We start from the raw sequence: 18,230 nt of genomic DNA on the forward strand, positions 1-18,230 counted from the left end.
GCCGGGCGGGCCCGTGTACTTTCGCTCGCATTTGGCCGGCCGCTCTACGCCGGTGCGGCGGGCCGGGTTTAGGATGAGACGTTGGCTTTCTACCTGAAGGATTCCTATGACCCTCACCGTTCGCAACGATCTGCGCAACGTCGCGATCGTGGCCCATGTCGACCACGGCAAGACCACCCTGGTGGACGCCATGCTCTGGCAGGGTGGCGTCTTTGACCCGCATGCCACGGTGGAGTCCACCGGCGAACGCGTGATGGACTCGGGCGACATCGAGCGCGAGAAGGGCATCACGATCCTGGCTAAGAACACGGCCATCTCCTACGTGGGCCCGTCCGCGGCCGAGTTCGGCGCGCCCGAGGGGCTGACCATCAACGTCATCGACACCCCCGGGCACGCGGACTTCTCCGGCGAGGTCGAGCGCGGGCTGTCGATGGTGGACGGCGTGGTGCTCCTCGTCGATTCGTCCGAGGGCCCGCTGCCGCAGACCCGCTTCGTGCTGCGCAAGGCGCTCGAGGCCGGCCTGCCCGTCATCCCGGTCATCAACAAGGTCGACCGCCCCGACGCCCGCATATCCGAGGTGGTCCAGGAAACCCAGGAGCTGCTGCTCAACCTCGCCGCCGACGTCGAAAGTGAGGGCACTGCACTCGACCTCGAGGCGATCCTGGAGATCCCCGTGGTTTACGCCGCCGCGAAGGCCGGCCGCGCGTCGCTGACCCAGCCCGACGACGGCGCCCTGCCGGACTCGCCCAACCTCGAGCCGCTCTTCCGCGCCATTTTGCAGCACGTGCCCGCGCCCACGTATGACCCGGCGGCCCCGCTCGTTGCGCAGGTGACCAACCTGGACGCCTCGCCGTTCCTCGGCCGTTTGGCGCTCGTGCGCGTGTTTTCCGGCGAGCTGAAGAAGGGCGCCTGGGTGGGCTTGGCCGACGGCCCGGATTCGCCGATCGAGCGCGTCCACATCACTGAGCTCCTGCGTACGAAGGGCCTCGAGCGCCAGCCGGCCCCGAGCGCCGGCCCGGGTGACATCGTGGCCATCGCGGGGATTGCCAACATCACGATCGGTGAGACGCTGGTGGACATGGAGGACCCGCGCCCGCGCCCGCCGATCCACATTGATGATCCGGCGATTTCCATGACGATCGGCACGAACACCTCCCCGCTGGCCGGCCGCGTGGCTGGCCACAAGCTGACGGCCCGCCAGATCCGCGACCGGCTCACCCAGGAGCTCGTGGGCAACGTGTCGATCCGCGTGCTGCCCACCGACCGCCCTGACACGTGGGAGGTCCAGGACCGCGGCGAGCTGGCGTTGGCCGTGCTCGTGGAGACGATGCGCCGCGAGGGCTTCGAACTGACCGTGGGCAAGCCGCAGGTGGTGCGCAAGGTGATCGACGGCGTCGTGAACGAGCCGTGGGAGCGCGCGCAGGTGGACGTGCCCGAGGAGTACCTGGCGCGGTCACCCAGCTCATGGCGCTGCGCAAGGGCCACCTGGAGACGATGGCGAACCGCGGCTCGGGGTGGGTGCGCATGGAGTTCATCGTGCCGGCACGCGGGCTTATCGGCTTCCGCACGCAGTTTCTCACGCTCACGCGCGGCACGGGTATCTACACCTCGATCTCGGAGGGCTACAAGCCGTGGGCGGGGGAGATCGTCTCGCGCCAGACCGGCTCGCTCGTGTCGGACCGTCAGGGCCAGGTGACAGCGTTCTCCCTGCAGCGCCTCGAGGACCGCGGCACGTTCTTCGTGGACCCGGGCGACGAGGTCTACGAGGGCCAGGTAGTGGGCGAGAACCCGCGTAACGAGGACATGGATGTGAACGTGGTGCGCGCAAAGGAGATGACGAACATGCGCTCCTCCACCGCCGACGTCTTCGAAACGCTCCAGGCCCGGCGCTACCTCACGCTCGAGGAGGCGATCGAGTTCGCCGCCGACGACGAGTGCATCGAGGTCACGCCCGAGACGGCGCGCATCCGCAAGGTCGAGCTGTCCGCGACGCTGCGCGGGCGGGAGGCCGGGCGGAAGAAGGCTGCGGCGAAGGCGGGCAAGTGAAGAGCGTCGTCGGCGCGGTGGTCGGCTTCGTCACGGGGATGCTGACCGTGGTGGTGTCGGCCGGACCCTTGGATATGCCGTGGGTGGGCGTTGGGCTGGCCGCGGGGATCGTGGCCGCCGGCGCCTGGTTCATGTGGGAGTGGGGCTCGTTTGGGGCCTGGGTGGCCTACGTCACCGGCACATTCGCCGCGACGGGGTGGCTGGTCTACTTCCCGCCCGCCGACGACACGCTTGCCGTGGTTGGCGCCGGCGTTTCGTCCACCTGGGTCCTCGTCGCGGCCGTATCGGCGGTCTTCCCCGTGCCGCTCGTGATCCGTTACGGGGCGCGCCGTGGCCTGGGGGACGAGGGCGCCGACGACGTCGACGACGCCGAGGCGGGCCTGTAGCGGCCGCGCGGGTGACGTTGGCGGCCTTTTCAGCAACACCCGGAGGGGTCTTAGTAAGATCGGTGTGAACAAGGGAGAAAACGTGGCTGATAACCAGGACGACAACCTCGTCGACGCGTGGCGCAGGCGCCTCGGCGATGAGTCCACCGACGAGGCGAACGGCGCCGACTCGGCGGGCGAGCCGGCGGGCGCGACCGCGGCAGAGACCCCGGCCGGTGAGCCGGCGGGCGAGCAGGCGGGCGAGCAGGCGGGCGCCGAGCAGGAGACCCAGGCGATGGAGGCCGCGCAGCGGCCAACCGAGGCGATGGGCGCGGCAGATCCGGCCCAGACTCAGGCGATGGGCGCTACAGAGGCTGGGCAGTTTGCGGCCACTGAGCAGTTTGCGCAGACCGAGCACTTCGCCGGCCCCGCGGGCGCGGAAGAAACCGCTCGCTTTGACACCAACCCGGCTCCGGCCTTCGTGCCGGCGGGTGAACCGGCGAGCGTGCCTGCGGAAAGTGAGGGGGAGGCCGTGAAGAAGAAGCGGCGCAAGTGGCCCTGGGTGGCGGCGGCCGTGGTGTTGCTTGGTGGCGCCTATACGGGCGCGGCCTACGCCTATCAAGACAAGATCCCGTCCAACACGTCGATCTCGGGCGTGCAGGTGGGCGGCATGAATGAGGCCCAGGCACGCGAAACCCTCGCCTCCGGCCTCCAGGACGTTCTCGCCACGCCACGCCAGGTGGGCGTGGCGGGCGATGACAAGTCCGACGCGGTCAATCCCGGCAACATCGCCCTCGAGATCGACTACGACAAGACGTTCCATGGGCTCACCGGCTTCTCGCTCGACCCGCGCCGGCTCTGGGCTCACATCTCCGGCGCCGCGAACGTCGACGCCGTCCTCACGGCCGACCAGGCCTCCCTCGATTCCGAGGTGGCACGCCTGGGCGAGGTATTCAAGCAGGACCCGGCCAACGCCGAGCTGGCGATCGTGGACGCGGCCACCCAGGTGACCGACGCGAAGGAGGGCCGCTCGCTGGACACCAGCGCGGCGGGGGAGACGATCCTGGGCAACTGGCTGGCGGGTGACGCTCCGATCGAGCTGCCCACCACCACGGTGGACCCCGAGGTCTCCACGCAGGACATGCAGGACTTCGCCACCTCCTCGGTGGACCCGTTGCTGAGCGACAAGATTTCGATCACGGTCAAGGATTCGCTGGTCGAACTTCAGCCGGCCCAGACAGCCGACCTGATGAGTGTCACGACGGCGGAGGGTAAGGCGTCGCTCGTCGTCGATAAGGACAAGCTCAACGCCGTGATCCAAGAGGCCGTGGGCGACGTGCTCGGGACGCCGAAGGACGCCACGATCGCGATCATGGATGGCGCGCCGAAGATCACCCCGTCGGAGAGCGGGGAGTCGGTGGATGCGGAGCAGATCGCCACGGCGCTGCTCGCGCTGCCACAGGGAACGGACCGGACGGTCGTCGCCGAGGTCACGGTCCAGGAGCCGAAGTTCACCACCGAGGCGGCTGAGAAGATGGGGATCAAGGAAGTCGTCTCCGAAATCTCCACGCCGCTCACCAACGACTCGGTGCGCACCACCAACCTGGTGGTCGGCACGCGCATGGTCAACAACACGCTCGTCAAGCCCGGCGAGGAGTTCAATCTTGAGGAAGCGCTCGGCCCGATCGACGAGGCCCACGGCTTCGTCTCCTCCGGCGTGGTCTCCAACGGCTTTAACTCCACGGCGCTGGGCGGCGGCCTGTCCCAGCTGTCCACCAACACCTTCAACATCGGCTACCGGGCCGGCATGGTGGACGTGGCCCACAAGCCGCACTCGAAGTACTTCAGCCGCTACCCGATGGGCCTGGAGTCCACCCTGTGGAGCGGGCAGATCGAGATGATCTGGAAGAACAACACCCCCTACGGCGCACTGGTGGAGGCCTGGGTGGCGGACGGCCGGGTCTACACGCGCCTGTGGTCCACCCACTACTGGGACGTGGAGGTGTGGCAGGGCCAGCCGTACAACTACGTTCAGCCTGAGACGAAGACGAACCCGGCCAGGGACTGCGAGGCCTCGCCGGCGGGCGGTCCCGGATTTACGGTGACGGTGGGCCGCGTGGTCAAGCTCAACGGCGAGGTCCACGAGGATTCCCAGTACACGTGGACCTACCAGCCGGTACACGCAGTCAAGTGCGGGTGAGTCCGTCTTTCGTACTAGGATTGAGAGCAGTAAGAGGAAGAGAAAGAGGATAGCGTGACGTACATTATCGCTTTGCCCTGCGTGGACGTGAAGGATCGCGCCTGCGTCGACGAATGCCCTGTGGACTGCATCTACGAGGGCGAGCGCATGCTCTACATTCACCCTGACGAGTGCGTGGATTGTGGCGCCTGCGAGCCGGTGTGCCCGGTGGAGGCCATCTACTATGAGGACGACACCCCGGAGGAGTGGTCCGATTATTACAAGGCGAACGTCGAGTTCTTTGATGATCTCGGCTCGCCGGGCGGCGCCTCGAAGATGGGCCCGATCAAGAAGGACCACCCGCTGATCGCCAACCTGCCGCAGGGCATCAACGATTAGCTGTGGTTTTTTTCGCTGATAGCCTGCCCGATTTCCCGTGGGACACGCTTGTCCCCACGCGGAATCGGGCAGCGCAGTATCCGGGGCCGGTGTGTGACCTGACAATCGGCACCCCGGTGGATGACACGCCTGCGCTGGTACAGGCGGCGCTCGCTGAAGCGAGCAACGCCCACGGCTACCCCACGGTGCTCGGAACCGCCGAGCTGCGGGAGGCGATCGGGACGTGGATGGCCCGGCGTGGCATCACCTCCGACGTGGGGGTCCTGCCCACGATCGGCTCGAAGGAGATGGTGGGCCTGTTGCCCTCCCTCCTGGGCCTGGGGGCGGGCGCGCGCGTGGGCTTCCCGGACGTCGCTTACCCCACCTACGACGTCGGGGCGCGGCTTGCGGGGGCAGCCACCGTTCTCATTGACACCGATGCCGACCCGGCCACGTGGCCGGCCGTGGATCTGCTGTGGCTGAACTCGCCGGGAAATCCCAATGGGCACGTGCTCTCCCGGGAACAGTTGCGGGCGATCGTGGCCTGGGCGCGCGAGCGCGGCGCTATCGTGGCCAGTGACGAGTGCTACGCCGAGCTGTGCTGGGACGTGGCCGAGGCGCCCTCCATACTCGACGACTCCGTGTGCGGCGGCGACCCGCGCGGCCTTCTCATGGTTTACTCCCTGTCGAAGCAGTCGAACATGGCCGGCTACCGCGCCGCCTGGATGGCGGGAGATCCGGCCATCATCGCCCCGATCGTGGAGCTGCGTAAGCACCTGGGCTTCATGATGCCCGCCCCCGTCCAGCATGCGATGGCCGTGGCCCTCGGGGACGGCGAACACGTGAGTGCCCAGCGCGAGGTGTACGGGCGGCGTCGTGAAACGCTGCTCGCGGCGCTCGACGCGGCGGGCCTGGTCAACGACCCGGCGTCGGTGGCGGGACTGTACCTGTGGGCGCGAGCCGAGGGGGCGACGTCGTGGGACATCGTGGACGCCTGCGCCCAGCTGGGGATCGTGGTGGCGCCCGGAACGTTCTACGGCGAGGCCGGGGACGGGTGGGTGCGCATGTCGCTCACCGCCACCGATTTCGCAATTAACGAAGCCGCCAAGCGCTTGGAAAGGATTTCTGACCTGCTGAAACGGTCCTAGTGCATTTATCTTGACTTTAAGGGATCACTTTTTCTCCGCAATCGGGTAGTGTGATGAATGTTAACTGCCCGGCAACGTGGTCGGGAAGGATCGCGAAGGAGACTCGATGTCTAACAATGCGCAATTGACGATCGATGGAACGACTCTTGAACTCGAACGCGTCACCGCCACCGAAGGCAATGACGGCTTTAGGATCGGCCAGATGCTCAGCCAGAGCGGCACCACCACCCTCGACCCAGGATTCACCAACACCGCCTCGTGCGAATCGGAGATCACGTACATTGACGGCGGGCAGGGCATCCTGCGCTACCGCGGCTACCCCATCGAGCAGCTGGCCGAGCGTGCCTCCTTCCTCGAGACTGCCTACCTGCTCATCTATGGCGAGCTGCCGGACGCGGCGTCGCTGGCGGCCTTCACGCGCCGCATCAAGAAGCACACCCTCCTGCACGAGGACTTCCGTAGCTTCTTCACGGCGTTCCCGTCGTCAGGCCACCCGATGTCGATCCTGCAGGCCGGCATTGCGGGCCTGGGCACCTACTATGAGAACACGCTCGATCCGAACGACGCCGAACAGCGCGACCTGGCCTCCATCCTCCTGCTGGCGAAGGTGCCCACGATGATCGCGTTTATCTCCAAGCGTGCCACCGGCCTGCCGCTCATCTACCCGGACGCCTCGAAGTCCTACACGGAGGACTTCCTGCGCATGACCTTCGGGCTGCCCTACCAGACGCACGACGTGGATCCCACGATCGTCAACGCGCTGGACAAACTGTTTATCCTGCACGCGGACCACGAGCAGAACTGCTCGACGTCCACCGTGCGGCTGGTCGGCTCTTCGCGCGCCTCGATCTACGCCTCGGTGGCGGCGGGCGTGGGCGCCCTGTCCGGCCCGCTCCACGGCGGCGCGAACGAAGCGGTGCTGCGCATGCTGGACGACATCCGCGAGGCCGGTATCCCGATCAAGGAATTCGTGCAGCAGGTCAAGGACAAGACGAACGACGTCAAGCTCATGGGTTTTGGCCACCGCGTCTACAAGAGCTACGACCCGCGCGCCAAGATTGTCAAGGGCCTGGCCGACGACATCCTCGGCCGCCTCAAGGGCGACACGGAGCTGTTCGACATGGCGATGGAGCTCGAGCAGGCCGCGCTTGAGGACGACTACTTCGTGGAGCGCAACCTCTACCCGAACGTCGACTTCTACACGGGCCTGCTGTACAAGGCGATGGGCTTCCCCACGAAGATGTTTACCCCGCTGTTCGCCCTCGGCCGCCTGCCCGGCTGGATCGCGCAGTACCGCGAGCTCGTGCTCGACCCGGCCCAGAAGATCGGCCGCCCGCGCCAGGTGTACGTGGGTGAGGCCGAGCGGGATTGGGTGAAGATGTCCGATCGCACCAAGCAGGACCGGGCCTTCGACGAGAACCTGGACTACGTGGTCTAGCTTGCCGGCGGCCGGGCCAGGCCTCCTGCGGGCGGGGCACCGGCCAGCGGCGGTCGCGCCACCTGAGGCGTCCCTGCCGCCAGCCGGCCAGGCCGCCCGCGCAAATGCTGCACTAATCCGCAAGATGCTGCACTAAATAACCGTAAAGTAGTGCAGCATCTTGCGGTTTTGTATAGCACCTGTGGGCGGCGCGCGGGTGCCGGCGGCGGGCGACAGCGGCCGGCGGCTAGGCGGGGATGTGGGCCAGCAGCTCGGGCAGGGCGCGCCGGAAGGGCGGCAGGAGGTCTAGAGCCTCGAGTTCGCTCGCCTTCACCCAACGTAGGTCTGCGGATTCGGGGTTGATAACGACGTCCGCGCCCGGGTCTGCCATCTTGGCCACGAACGTGGTGTAGCTCCAGTCGGGGTGGGCCAGCACGTGGCTGCCGGTGGGCGGCTCGAGCTCGCCGATCCCGGTCTCCTCGAAGAACTCCCGTAGAGCGCCTTCCCATGGGCTTTCACCGACGTCGATCGCGCCGCCCGGTACGCCCCACGTGCCGCCGTGGTGTGACCAGCCCGCGCGCAGCTGCACGAGCACTTCCACCGCGCCGGCATGCTCGCTGGTTTCCGGGTGGGCGCGGGCATCGCGGCGTGGGTCGGGGCGGGCGGGGGTGTCAAGCCGGGCGTCGGCGTCGGGGCATGCCACGGCGTCGTCGGCAAAAACAGCACCGGCAGAAACGGCCCCGGCGGAACCGTTAGCGGAAGCAACGGCATTGGCACTGGGCGTGGGCCGCCACGCCAGGATCCCGGCGGCGCCGAGTAGCCCCCAGTGGCGCTGCCCGCAGCGGCACTCGATGAAGCCGTCCCCGCCGCGGGTCATGGCCAGAAGTCCGTGATCGCGTGCCCCAGCTCGGCGAGCAGTTCGCGCAGGAGCGGCAGGGAGATGCCGACCACCCCGTGGTGGTCGCCCTCGATGCGTTCGATGAAGGGGCCGCCGTAGCCGTCGATGGTGAAGGAACCGGCCACCACGAGCGGCTCGCCGGTGGCGACGTAGGCCTCGATCTCGGCGTCGGTGAGGTGGGCGATGTGGACGGTGGCGGTGGATGTCCCCACGGCTACGCGCCCGGTGGCCACGTCGATGACGCAGTGGCCGGTGTGGAGGTCGCCGGCGTTGCCCCGCATGGCGCGCAGTCGCTGGAGGGCCACCTCGGGCGTGTGCGGCTTGCCCACCACCTGCCCGCCCATCTCGAGCATCGAGTCGCAACCGACGATCACCGTGGGTGGCTCGCCGTCCAGGAAGTCCAGCTCGGCGGCGATCTTCTTCGCCTTGGCCTCGGCCAGCAGCTGGACCTGCTCGGCCGCGCTGATCGGCCCGCGGGCCTTCGCTGTGGTGAGCAGCCCGTCCTCGTCCACGTCCGCCACGGCGATGCGCGGCGGGATGTGGGCGGCGAGCAGTGTGGCCTTGCGGGCGGGGGAAGCGGAGGCGAGGAGGAGGGTCTTCATCATTCCGCCAGGCCGTCGCGCAGGATGTCCAGGCCCACTGAGCCCATGGAGAGCGCCCGCATGTGCCAGTCCTTGACCGAGAAAGCCTCGCCGCGGGCGGCGGCCCGGGCCTCGGCGTCGGCGCGCAGCTGCTTCCAGATGCGGTGGCCCACCTTGTACGACGGCGCCTGTCCGGCCCAGCCCAAGTAGCGGTCGAGCTCGAACGCGAGGAAGGCGCGGTCCATTGCCACGTTGTCCTGGAGGAACTGCCAGGCTACCTCGCGCGTCCAGACAGGCGAGATGTGCCCGTATCCCTTCGGGGAGGGCTTGCCCAGGTGGAAGCCGATGTCGAGCGCCACGCGGGTGGCACGCAGTCGCTCCGAATCGAGCACGCCCATGTAGTCGGCCGGGTCGTCATGGTAGCCGAGCTCCGCCATGAGGCCCTCGGCATACAGCGCCCAGCCCTCGCCGTGCCCGGAGTTCCAGCACAGGTGGCGGCGCCAGTCGTTGAGCGAGTCCTTGACGTAGGTGGCCATGCCAATCTGGAGATGGTGGCCCGGCACGCCCTCGTGGTAGACCGTGGTCTTCTCCTGCCACGTGTGGAACACCTCGGTGCCCGCCGGCACCGACCACCACATGCGCCCGCCGCGCGCGAAGTCGTCCGAGGGGCCGGTGTAGTAGATGGCGCCCGTGCCCGAGGGGGCGATCATGCATTCGAGCTTGCGCAGCGGGTCAGGGATGTCGAAGTGGGTGCCGTGCAGGTCGTCCAGCGCGCGGTCGGAGGTCTCCTGCATCCACGCCTTGAGCGCGGCGGTGCCGTGGACCTGGCGGGCCGGGTCGGCGTTCAGTCGCTCGAGTGCCTCGGGGATCGTGACGCCCTTGCCGTACAGGTCTGCCACGATCGCCTCCTGCTCGGCGACGATGCGGGCCAGCTCCTCAAGGCCCCACTCATAGGTCTCGTCCAGATCCAGGGTGGCGCCGGTCGAGCTGCGCAGGCGCGGGGCGTAGCGCTCGCGGCCGAAGGCCTCGCTGGCCGCTCCGTGGGGCAGGATCTCCTCGCGCAGGAAAGTGGCCAGTTCGCCATACGCGCGGCGCGCCGAGTCGGCGGCGTCTTTCACGACGCCGGCCAGGTCTGGGTGCGCCGCACCGCCGCGGGCCGCGAGCTCCGCCAGCGGGGAGGAAGCGCCGGCCTTGTGCTCTGCCTGGGAGATCGCCAGCTCGATCTGCTTGGCGGCAGTGGGCGGGCCGGACTGGGCGCGGCGCAGCAGGGTCTCCTGCCAGCCACGCAGGGCCGAGGAGGTGTTCGCCAGGCGCTGGGCGATCAGCTCCCAGTCCGCGGCGCTCGCCTGAGGCATGTTGTCGTAGATCTCCTGGACCGACTGCAAGGGGGAAGCGATCACGTTGATGTCGCCCACCTCCCCGCGCTCGAAGAAGTCGATCTCCTGCTCCAGCTCGGCGGTGAGGGCAGCCTTGGTGACGCGGTCGACGGAGCCGGCAGGCTCAAGCGCCGACAGCTGGCGGAGGGTGGCAACGTTGAGCTCGTTGAGGTCGGCCAGGCCCTCGGGGGAGTAGTCGGAAAAGGCGCCGTCGTCGTCGCGCCCAAGGCCGAGCGCGGTGACGAGCTCGGGGGTGCGGTCGAGGACCTCGGAGACGTAGCGGTTGCACAGGATGTCGATATCTGAGGTGGGTCGAGAAGTCATGCCTCTACAGTAGTCGGTTGACGTGAGACAGGGCACGTTAAAGAGGGTACGATTGTGCAGGTTGAGGAAGCTGCCAAAGTTGTTGGCAAAGGAGTCGAAGATTGCTAGGCTGGTTCGTGTGACCCATAACACAGAGTTTGCGGGGTCCTCTGACGAGCATTCAACCACAGTCGAGACGCACGTGCGTCGGCTCCTTGACGGGCCCGCAAAGTATCAGCTGCGCGAGGCGGCGGAATTGGCCAACATGGACACCGATTCTGCACGCCGCTTCTGGCGCGCCATGGGTTTCCCCTACATTCAAGACCCAGAATCGCGGCTGTTTACCGAGTACGACGTCGACGTCATGCGCGCCCACCAGGACATGGTGGACCTCGGCCGCACCGATGAGGACACGCAAAACTCCCTGGTCCGCGCCCAAAGCCACCTGGCCGACCGCCTGGTGCTGTGGCAGTATGAGGCGCTCGTGGAGGAGGCCGAGGCCCGCCACGGGCTCGACGAACTCTCGGCCCGCTACTGGGTGCTCGACCACATAGGCGACTACGAAGAATTCCTCATTTACCAAATGAAGTACGCCTGGCGGCGCCACCTGGCCTCCTTCCTGCGCCGCACCGAGGTGGAGCTGGAAAACTTGCGCGCCGGCAATGACGTGATCTTGCTGCCGCGCGCGCTCGGCTTCGTGGACCTCGTGGCCTTCACCGACCGCTCCGGCCAGCTCTCCCCGCACCAGCTGGTGGACTTCATCCAAACCTTCGAGTTCACCTGCCGCGACGTCATCTCCGGCCTCGGCGCCCGCGTAGTGAAGATGGTGGGAGACGCCGTCCTCTATATTGCGGACGACCTGGCCACCGGCGCCGAGGCGGTGGCCGGCATCCGCGAGGCGCTGCGTGCCACCCCATCGATGCCAGAGGTGCGGGCCTCGCTCGTGTGGGGCCGGGTGGTCTCGCGCTTCGGTGACGTGTTCGGGCCGAGCGTCAACCTCGCCTCGCGGCTGTGCGCGATCGCGCCGGAGGGGTCGATCGTCGTGGACCGGGACACGGCCGAGGCCCTGCGCGCCCTCGACGCCCACAAGTACGTGCTCGAGGAGAACATCGGATCGGAGCTGCGCGGGATCGGATACATCGAATCGGCGCGGCTCACTGTGATGCCTGATGAGGAGTAGAACTTGCATCGTTCCACTTTTGCCTTGGCGATTTCTTTACTAGGCTAAATCCCAACGGCGTTCCTTTCACGATTGGACGGAAAATTGACAAAGATTTTGCTAGTCGAAGATGACGCAGCGATTTCGGCGCCTCTGGTGCGTGCTTTTTCTCGCGAGGGATATGACATCGAGGCGGTAGAGACGGGGCGGGACGCCCTGGAGAAGATGGACGGCCACATTGACTTGGTGGTCCTCGATCTTGGTCTGCCGGACATGGACGGCCTCGATGTGGCGCGCACGGCGCGCGCTCGGTCCAAGACCTTCCCGATTCTTATCCTTACCGCCCGTTCTGAAGAGGTGGACATGGTGGTCGGCCTTGACGCGGGCGCGGACGATTACGTGACGAAGCCCTTCCGCCTGGCCGAACTGCTGGCGCGCGTGCGCGCCCTGCTGCGCCGCTCAGTCACAGGCGAGGAGGGCAGTGATCTGCTCAAGGCCCAGGACGTGTCGATGGACGTGGACGCCCACCGTGCCTACGTCGGCTCGCGCGAACTGCAGCTGACGGGCAAGGAGTTCGAGCTGCTGCGCGTGCTGTTGCGCGACGCGGGCAATGTGGTCGAACGCGACAAGCTCATGCTGGACGTGTGGGGATCGGAGCCGGATTCGTCCACGAAGAAGCTTGACATGCATATCTCGTGGCTGCGCCGCAAGCTGGGCGACGACGTGAACGACACGAAGTACATCAGCACCGTGCGCGGGATGGGTTTCCGTTTCGAGGTCTAGGCGATGCGGCGGCGCGCAATTGCGATGACGACGGCGGCCGTGGCGGTCGCCGTCCTCATCTTGGGCCTGCCGGGGATAATGTTCGCGGTCTCGCTCGTTTGGCAGCAGGTGCACACCGAGCTGTCCGACCGGGCCACTGCCGTGTCCACGGTGGTGGAGCGCGTGGCGGCGGATGACCTGTACATTTCGGAGTCGTTGCTGACCCGGCTCGCCACGAACGGCAACCCCGATAACGCCCACATCGTGGTGAACTACCCCGACGGCACGAGGGTGGAGTCCGATACGAAGGAGCCGCCGTACTCACTCGAGCAGTCGGTGGTCAACGCCGCCGGCGTGCTCGTGACCGTGGAGGTGCCGCGCGCGGACATCCTGCAAAAGATCGGGCTCATGGTGGCCGGCGCGGTCGGGCTCATTTTCGTGGCTTTTGTGGCCGGGGTGACGCTGGCGATGAAGCAGTCGCGCAAGATATCGGCGCCGCTCATCTACCTGGCGGCCGCCGCCGAGCAACTGGGCGCGGGGCGGGTACGCCCGCAGATCCGCCAGTCGGGGATCGAGGAGATCGACCTGATCAGCGACGAGATCGCCCGCAGCGCCGACCGCATGGCTGGCCGCCTCGCCAAGGAACGCCAGTTCGCCGCCGACGCCGCCCACCAGCTTCGCACCCCGCTCGCGGCCCTGTCGATGCGGATCGAGGAGATCGAATTCCTCACGGACGACGAGGAGATCATCGAAGAGGTCCACAAATCCCTCGAGCAGATCGACCGCCTCACCGGCGTGGTCAGCGAGCTCATGGCCACCTCCCAGTCCGAATCGGGCGGCACCACGGAGGCGATCGCGGTCTCGCGCGCGTTCAACCGGATCCGTGACGAGTGGACAAAGCCGTACCAGCGCGAGGGCCGCCAGCTTGTCTTGGACCAGGACTTCGACGGCGCCGTGCTCGCCACCCCCGGCTCGCTGTCCCAAATCCTTGCGACCCTCGTGGAGAACTCCCTCAAGTACGGCGCGGGCACGACGTCGGTCTCCGCGGCTTCTGCCGGAAAGTCGGTGATCTTCAAGGTGCGCGACGAGGGGCCGGGCGTGTCCGCCGAGGACGCCGAGGATGTCTTCGAGAAGGGCTATTCCACCGGCGGATCCACCGGCATCGGCCTGGCCGTGGCCAAAGAGCTCGCCGAGATCGACGGCGGCCGGCTCGAACTGACAAACAAGGCGCATGCCGAGTTCACCCTCACCCTGTCGGCCCTGCCCAAGTCGCTCGACCCGAACAAGGTGCTGCCCCACGGGGCGATTATGACCGTGGGCGCGCGCCGCGGCCGGCGTTAGGCCGCCAGTCGGCGTTAAGCCGGCGTTCGACGTCGTGAACCCGCGTCCCGAGCCCGGCTCGTGCCCGGGCCCGTACCCGAGCGGCCGTTTGCTTTCTCGGCACCAAAAGTGTTCTCGCGTCACTCAAATCCGCGATTTGAGTGTGCAGAAATAATTTTGCGTGACGAGAAACGGGTGGGGCCTGCGTCAGGCCGGCTCAGCGGGACTCGTCGGCCGCGGGGGCCTTGGTGAAGACGAGGTAGCGGTAGCACACGTAGCGGAAGGCCGTACCGAGCACCAGGCCTACCCCGTTGGCGGAGATGTTGTCGGCCAGCTGGGAGTCCAGGCCCAGGATGTAGCGCGAGAAGCCGAGGCACCCGAGCGCGATGAGCAGGCCGCCGATATTGATCGCGAGGAAGAGCACGAACTCCTGGCCCCGGCTCTTGTCGGACTTGTTGCGGAACGTCCACAACCTGTTGACCACCCAGGAGAAGATGATGGAGACGAAGACGGACAGGGTTTTGGCTACCATGGGCGCGTCGCCGGGCAGGTGGACTACGCCGGAGTAGGCCAGGAAGTTGAATAGGCCGACGTCCACGACATACGATCCCAAGCCCACCGTGCAGAACTGGATAAACTCTACCAACCACCGCTTGAACGATTGCCCGCGCAGCAACTTGGTGGCGAGGTCGTGCATTTAGAAGCTCGCGAACGAATCGGGGGTGAGGGCGCCGTCGCGCAGGTCGGCCCAGAATTGCTCGGCCTCGTCGGCCAGCAACACGGTGGAGGATCCGCCCGGGCCGGGGTAGTTGAGCGAGGCGATCGGCGGGGCGCCCCTGAGGCCGTCGGGGCCGATCGTGTCGCGCAAGGCCAGGCCGGCGTAGGCGACGTCCATGAGAGAGGAATCGTCGTTGACCGTGAGCGTCTCGGCGACGGAGCCAACCAGGTGCCGCTGGCTCAGCGGGTTGAACAGGGTGGCAGGCGAGGTGGCCTTGTCGATAATCTTGGCCACCACCTGGCGCTGACGTTCGGTGCGGCCGATGTCGCCCAGCGGGTCGGAGTAGCGCATGCGGGAGAAGGCAAGGGCGGTGGTGCCGTCGGTTTCGTGGCAGCCCGCAGTCCACTCGAGGCCGGAGAACTCGTCGGAGACGTCGTAGTCGAGGCAGAGTTCCACGCCGCCAACCGCGTCGGTCAGGTCCTTGACGCCGTCCATGCCGATCTGGATGTAGTGGTCGATCGTCAGGCCGGTCAGCTCCTCCACGGTCTGCACCAGGTATTCGGCCCCGCCGTAGGAGAAGGCGCCGTTGAGCTTGCCGTAGGCGTCGGAGTCAGGGAAGTGAATATAGGTGTCGCGCGGGATGGACACGAGCGCCGCCGGGCCCGATTCGGGCTTGTGCAGCAGCATGATCGTATCCGCGCGGTGGCCTTCCGTGGGGTCGTTGACCGCCTCGCCGCGCTCGTCGGAGCCGACGATGAGGTACGTGGTGCCCGGCGTGTCCGGCGCGCCGGAGAGCGCGGCCGTGTGGGCGAGCTTGTCGTTGCCATAGGAGTACAGGTAATAGACCCAGGCAAACACCGCGATGATGAGGATGAGCACGATCGCCAGGATGCGCTTGCCCCACGAACGCTCCTTGCGCGGACGGGCGGGCCGCTCGGCAGGACCGGCGGCGTCCGGGCGCGTGTCGGGTCGCCCGGCGCCCGGACGGGGGTCGACGACGCGCGAGCGCTCGGCCCGCGCTCGCTGCTGGCCCTGGGGCGGGAACGCCGGGGGTGGAGCCTGATCGGACGCCGAGTCGGACGCGCCGGAAACGGGCGCGAACGAGGCCGGGCGGGCGTCGTCGGCAAACGCGGAACGACGCACGGGCCGCCGGGGTGCACCCGCAGCGCGACTGGGGCTACTGGAGGGCCTGTCACCACGCGGCTGGCCCTGGCGCCCCCGGCTTTCGCGACCCTGGCCCTCGAGACCTTGGCCGACCGGGCGGGCACCCTCAACGGAGGGGCGCTGACGGCGATTGCGGGGTTCGAACGACGGTGGCTGGCTCATCAGTCCTCCAAGCGCAGGCCCCCGCCGATGGCCTGCTGGAACGCGTTGATCTCGTCCTCGGTGCCTTTGAGGATCGGGCTATCCGTGTTGGCGTCGTTGGTCACTTCGGGCAGCGGCTGGTCGTTGCGGAGGGCCTCCCACACGGCGGCGGCGGCGGCGGCCGGGCGCACGCGGTTGCCCTCCGGGTAGAACGGCATCGTCACGAAGTTGACGTTGTCGAGTGAGAGCCCGCGCAGGGAGTAGGCGAGCCCGCCCAGGTAGGTGATGGAACCGAGGCTGGGGGAGACGTCGATGTTTTCGGTGACGTCACTCAGCACACCGTAGAGCGTGGGCAGGTCGGAGACGATGTTGAGAGATAGGGCCTTGGAGATGATCGCCTCGACCATCTGCTGCTGGCGGCCGATGCGGCTGATGTCGGAGCCGTCGCCCAACGACTTACGGGCGCGGGCCAGGGCGAGCGCCTGCTCGCCGTCGAGCACCTGGCACCCGGCCTCGAGGTGCAGGCCCGCCGCCTGGTCCTCCGCGGGCTCGGACAAGCAGACGTTCACGCCGCCCAGAGTGTTGACGATGTCCTGGAAGGAAGCGAAGTCGATGACCACGAAGCCGTCGATGTATACGTCCGACATTTCCTCGAGCGTGCGGATCGTGCAGGCCGCGGCGCCTGCCACGTCGCCCGACTGCCCGCCGATCGAAAACGCCGAATTGAACATCGCATCGTACTGCTCGTAGCTGCGTGAGCCGTCCTTGAGGATGCAGGAGGGGATGGTGACCAGGGTGTCGCGCGGGATGGAGACCACGTCCACCCGCTGGCGGTCCGCCGAAATGTGCATGAGCATCGCCGTGTCCGAACGCATACCGGTGATGTAGCCGGCGGCGCCCGCCCCGTCCACGTCGCTAGCACCCTCGCGCACATCCGAACCCAGGATGAGAATGTTGAGCGGCCGGCCTGCCGATTCGTCCGCGGGCTCCTGGGGGGTGGGGCGCTCGTTCGGTTCGAAGTAGTGGCCGACCTCCTGGACCTTCAGGTTGCCCTGGAGGTTCTGGTAAAGAAAAGCGGCCGCCGAGCCCACGGTGAGCAGGAAGGCGAGGAGGACGACGAGCACCCAGCGGAGTACGGGGACATCGCTCCCGGCCAGGGAGCGATGTGACGGGCCGCGCTTAGCGGGTGCAGATATCATGTGTCGATCATAGCGGCCGGCGCGCGAGGTATTCATCAGCCCGGGGAATGTGCGTCGTGTTTAACGCCCGCGCGCGCGTTGGCTAAGGTGGGGGTATGGCAGGTAACGAGCACGATTCGGTCCTCATCCGCGTGGTGAGTGTGGCGTTCAACCCCGGCGATGAGCTGACCCAACTGCTCGACTCGCTCCCTGCCGCCGTGGGGGATACGGCCTTCGAGGCCGTCGTGGTGAATAACGGCTCGGCCACCCCCGCGCTCGACGCCGCCCGCTCGCGTGCCACCGTGATCGACGCGCCCGCAAACCTCGGCTATGGCAAGGCCAACAACCTGGGCGCTCGCGGGTTTACCGGGCCTTGGCTCCTTATCGTCAATCCTGACGTCCGGCTCGAGCCCGGGAGCGTTGCACGCATGATCGGCGCGGCGGCGAACTACCCGCGCGGCGGTGCGTTCGCTCCCAAGATCATGACGCCCGAGGGCGAGGTCTATCCCTCGGTGCGGCAGTTCCCCCGGCTGGTTGCCGGCACCGGGCATGCGCTCTTCGGGCGAGTGTGGCCGGGCAACCCGTGGACCGCGCGCTACCACGCGAACGGTGCCACCGGCTCCACTCACCCCGTGGACTGGCTCTCTGGCGCCTGTCTGCTCATCCGCCGCGAGGCCTTCGAGGATGTGGGCGGGTTCGACGTGGACTTCTTCATGTTTTTCGAGGACACGATGCTGGGGGAGGACCTTGCGCGCGCCGGCTGGCAGCGGGTTTTCGTTCACGACGCCATGGCCGTCCACGACCAGGGCAAATCCTGGCGGGAGCGGCCTGAACCCATGATGCGCGAACATCACCGGTCGGCCTACCGGTACCTGGCGAAGGTATACGACAGGCCGTGGCAGGCACCCCTGCGCGCCGCGATCAAGGCGGGGCTGAAGGTGCGGCTGGCGCGGGAGTTGCGGGCGCAGCGGCAGACCTCGGCGCATGTGTCACACTAATTACGTATGTGCAACGGCAAAAAGCGGTTTATTGGTGTTGCATATTGCGGATTAACGTTGCATCCGTGAGAGGCTGGCGGCTGGTTGCCACGGAGGTCC

Annotated in this window: 15 protein-coding genes and 1 pseudogene; 10 read left to right on the forward strand and 6 right to left on the reverse strand. The window is 67.4% G+C overall.

Annotated elements, in window-relative coordinates:
• The first annotated feature begins 106 nt into the window (after positions 1-106).
• The 6 genes and pseudogenes from typA to QPC17_RS01505 all read left to right on the forward strand — a co-directional run bounded on the left by typA (position 107) and on the right by QPC17_RS01505 (position 7,554).
• Positions 107-2,046, forward strand: a pseudogene (gene typA, locus QPC17_RS01480) (translational GTPase TypA).
• Entirely contained in the window at positions 2,043-2,432 is a 390-nt protein-coding gene (locus QPC17_RS01485) for a hypothetical protein (RefSeq protein ID WP_285347394.1), read from the forward strand. Before typA ends, QPC17_RS01485 begins: the two are co-directional and overlap by 4 nt.
• A gap of 82 nt (positions 2,433-2,514) precedes the next feature.
• Positions 2,515-4,611 carry a VanW family protein gene (locus tag QPC17_RS01490; protein WP_285347395.1) on the forward strand — a complete coding sequence of 699 codons (2,097 nt, stop codon included), beginning with the start codon at positions 2,515-2,517 and terminating at the stop codon, positions 4,609-4,611.
• Between the two features lie 54 nt (positions 4,612-4,665).
• On the forward strand, positions 4,666-4,989 hold the full coding sequence (gene fdxA / locus QPC17_RS01495; protein WP_062613661.1) for a ferredoxin: 324 nt from the start codon (positions 4,666-4,668) through the stop codon (positions 4,987-4,989).
• 2 nt (positions 4,990-4,991) lie between these two features.
• On the forward strand, positions 4,992-6,116 hold the full coding sequence (dapC, locus tag QPC17_RS01500; RefSeq protein ID WP_070448106.1) for a succinyldiaminopimelate transaminase: 1,125 nt from the start codon (positions 4,992-4,994) through the stop codon (positions 6,114-6,116).
• A 106-nt stretch (positions 6,117-6,222) separates the two neighbouring features.
• Positions 6,223-7,554, forward strand: a complete 1,332-nt coding sequence (locus tag QPC17_RS01505) for a citrate synthase (RefSeq protein WP_062613659.1) — start codon at positions 6,223-6,225, stop codon at positions 7,552-7,554.
• Between the two features lie 226 nt (positions 7,555-7,780).
• Here the strand turns inward: QPC17_RS01505 and QPC17_RS01510 are convergent, their stop codons facing one another.
• The 3 genes from QPC17_RS01510 to QPC17_RS01520 are packed head-to-tail and all read right to left on the reverse strand — an operon-like array spanning position 7,781 to position 10,712.
• Complete coding sequence (locus QPC17_RS01510) at positions 7,781-8,410, reverse strand: NUDIX domain-containing protein (RefSeq protein WP_062613658.1); 630 nt, start codon at positions 8,408-8,410, stop codon at positions 7,781-7,783.
• Positions 8,407-9,036 (reverse strand): Maf family protein, encoded by a 630-nt coding sequence (locus QPC17_RS01515; protein WP_201783157.1) that lies wholly within the window; start codon positions 9,034-9,036, stop codon positions 8,407-8,409. The genes QPC17_RS01510 and QPC17_RS01515 overlap by 4 nt, the downstream gene beginning before the upstream one ends.
• Positions 9,033-10,712 carry a DUF885 domain-containing protein gene (locus tag QPC17_RS01520; protein ID WP_285347396.1) on the reverse strand — a complete coding sequence of 560 codons (1,680 nt, stop codon included), beginning with the start codon at positions 10,710-10,712 and terminating at the stop codon, positions 9,033-9,035. Before QPC17_RS01520 ends, QPC17_RS01515 begins: the two co-directional genes overlap by 4 nt.
• Before the next feature lie 118 nt (positions 10,713-10,830).
• Between QPC17_RS01520 and QPC17_RS01525 the strand changes: the two genes are divergently transcribed.
• The 3 genes from QPC17_RS01525 to QPC17_RS01535 all read left to right on the forward strand — a co-directional run bounded on the left by QPC17_RS01525 (position 10,831) and on the right by QPC17_RS01535 (position 13,953).
• A complete protein-coding gene (locus QPC17_RS01525) occupies positions 10,831-11,871 on the forward strand; it encodes an adenylate/guanylate cyclase domain-containing protein (protein ID WP_285347397.1) in 1,041 nt (346 codons plus the stop codon).
• A gap of 84 nt (positions 11,872-11,955) precedes the next feature.
• The gene (locus QPC17_RS01530) at positions 11,956-12,633 is read left to right on the forward strand and encodes a response regulator transcription factor (RefSeq protein ID WP_062613654.1); all 678 of its coding nucleotides are present in this window, start codon (positions 11,956-11,958) and stop codon (positions 12,631-12,633) included.
• A 3-nt stretch (positions 12,634-12,636) separates the two neighbouring features.
• Positions 12,637-13,953 (forward strand): sensor histidine kinase, encoded by a 1,317-nt coding sequence (locus QPC17_RS01535; RefSeq protein ID WP_068538799.1) that lies wholly within the window; start codon positions 12,637-12,639, stop codon positions 13,951-13,953.
• Between the two features lie 196 nt (positions 13,954-14,149).
• On the opposite strand, the gene QPC17_RS01540 is transcribed toward QPC17_RS01535, so the two are convergent.
• The 3 genes from QPC17_RS01540 to QPC17_RS01550 all read right to left on the reverse strand — a co-directional run bounded on the left by QPC17_RS01540 (position 14,150) and on the right by QPC17_RS01550 (position 17,154).
• Positions 14,150-14,629, reverse strand: coding sequence for a GtrA family protein (locus QPC17_RS01540; RefSeq protein ID WP_062613652.1), 480 nt, complete (start codon positions 14,627-14,629; stop codon positions 14,150-14,152).
• Positions 14,630-15,793 carry an LCP family protein gene (locus QPC17_RS01545; protein WP_246783063.1) on the reverse strand — a complete coding sequence of 388 codons (1,164 nt, stop codon included), beginning with the start codon at positions 15,791-15,793 and terminating at the stop codon, positions 14,630-14,632.
• Positions 15,794-15,975: 182 nt separating this feature from the next.
• The gene (locus tag QPC17_RS01550; RefSeq protein ID WP_068538801.1) at positions 15,976-17,154 is read right to left on the reverse strand and encodes an LCP family protein; all 1,179 of its coding nucleotides are present in this window, start codon (positions 17,152-17,154) and stop codon (positions 15,976-15,978) included.
• 95 nt (positions 17,155-17,249) lie between these two features.
• Here QPC17_RS01550 and QPC17_RS01555 point away from each other — a divergent pair, with 95 nt between their 5' ends.
• Entirely contained in the window at positions 17,250-18,131 is an 882-nt protein-coding gene (locus tag QPC17_RS01555) for a glycosyltransferase family 2 protein (protein WP_070446321.1), read from the forward strand.
• The last annotated feature ends 99 nt before the right edge of the window (positions 18,132-18,230 follow it).

The organism is Trueperella bernardiae (assembly GCF_030246965.1).
Classification (GTDB): Bacteria; Actinomycetota; Actinomycetes; order Actinomycetales; family Actinomycetaceae; genus Trueperella; species Trueperella bernardiae.